The sequence below is a fragment of the Paraburkholderia elongata genome, from assembly GCF_013177735.1.
GTDB classification, from domain to species: Bacteria; Pseudomonadota; Gammaproteobacteria; order Burkholderiales; family Burkholderiaceae; genus Paraburkholderia; species Paraburkholderia elongata.
Window position 1 is genome coordinate 1 of the sequence record NZ_WOEZ01000160.1, and the last position, 1,122, is coordinate 1,122.

A 1,122-nucleotide genomic window follows, 5' to 3' on the forward strand; every position below is an offset into this window, starting at 1 on the left:
CGGTGGATATCGCGATGATCGAAGGGCCGGTCGGCGCGGATTTGCCGCCGGACACCGCGGTGCATGCGTGGCGCGAGGACGAGATCGTCGCGATCATGCCGCGCACGCATCCGTTGGTGCAGGCGGTCGGCGCGGGTATGGAGGACGGGCAGGGTATCAACGGCGGGCGGGCGGAGCTGGCGGCGTTCGGCCCGCATCCGCTGGTGCTGCGCGAAGCCGGGTCGGGCGTGCGGCAGATTGTCGAGCGGGCCTTTGCCCGGGCGGCCGTGCCGATGCGCGTGGCACTGGAGATTGCCGGGGTCGAAGGCGTCAAAGAGGCGGTGCGGGCGGGCATGGGCATCGGTTTCGTCTCGGCGATGTCGATGCGGCATGAGGACGGCGCGCTGTGCCTGTTCTCGTTGGGCCCCGAGCCGCTGACGCGGCGGCTGTCGATTCTGGTGCCTCACGCGAGTGCGCCGTCGCGCGTGGTTGAACAGTTCCTCGAGCTGTGCCTTGCGGATGGAACCTGATCAAGCTTGCCTGGGGATTTCCACTATGGTGCATGACGCCGCGATCGATGCACTATTCGGACATCGCAAGCGCCTCGGCGCTTTTTTTCGAAACGTGTTTGGAACCGGTTCCAAACGCCGATCATATGCTGATATGACGCAGGTTTGAGTAAATTCGACATGACTGACGCAGTGGACGTGGTGATCGTCGCAAGCGCCTTCGGGATGGACGCGGTCCGTAAGGGCGGTCATCTGAAGTGGGCCGATGCGAGCAAACAGGCTGGTGCTGCGGCGTTCGAAGTGCGCCGCGAACTGTTCGCGGACGAAGCCGATGCCGCGCCGCAGGCATTGAGCGCGCTCGGCAAGTCGATCGCCGGACTGGGCTTGTGGTCGGTGTATTCGACCCCCGCTTCGCTGTACACGTCCGACGGACGCCTCGACGCCGACGCACTGCGTCTCGCGCTCGACGAAGCGACGGCGTTCGGCGCGCGCTTCGTGAAGCTGCAACTCGGTGGATTCGCCTCCGAGGCCAATGGCGCGGCGATTGCCGACCACCTGCGCGGCGCGAACGTGCGGCTCGTTGTCGAAAACGGCCAACTGGCCGAAGGCGGCTCGCTCGGGCAATTCGTCGGCC

The 1,122-nt window shown here is 66.1% G+C and carries 1 protein-coding gene and 1 pseudogene; both read left to right on the forward strand.

Going from position 1 to position 1,122, the window contains the following annotated elements; genetic code table 11:
- Nucleotides 1-509: LysR substrate-binding domain-containing protein (locus GNZ13_RS28405; protein ID WP_236002223.1), on the forward strand; the 509-nt coding region annotated here is incomplete at its 5' end.
- A 159-nt stretch (nt 510-668) separates the two neighbouring features.
- Nucleotides 669-1,122, forward strand: a pseudogene (locus GNZ13_RS28410) (sugar phosphate isomerase/epimerase); the annotation flags it as partial.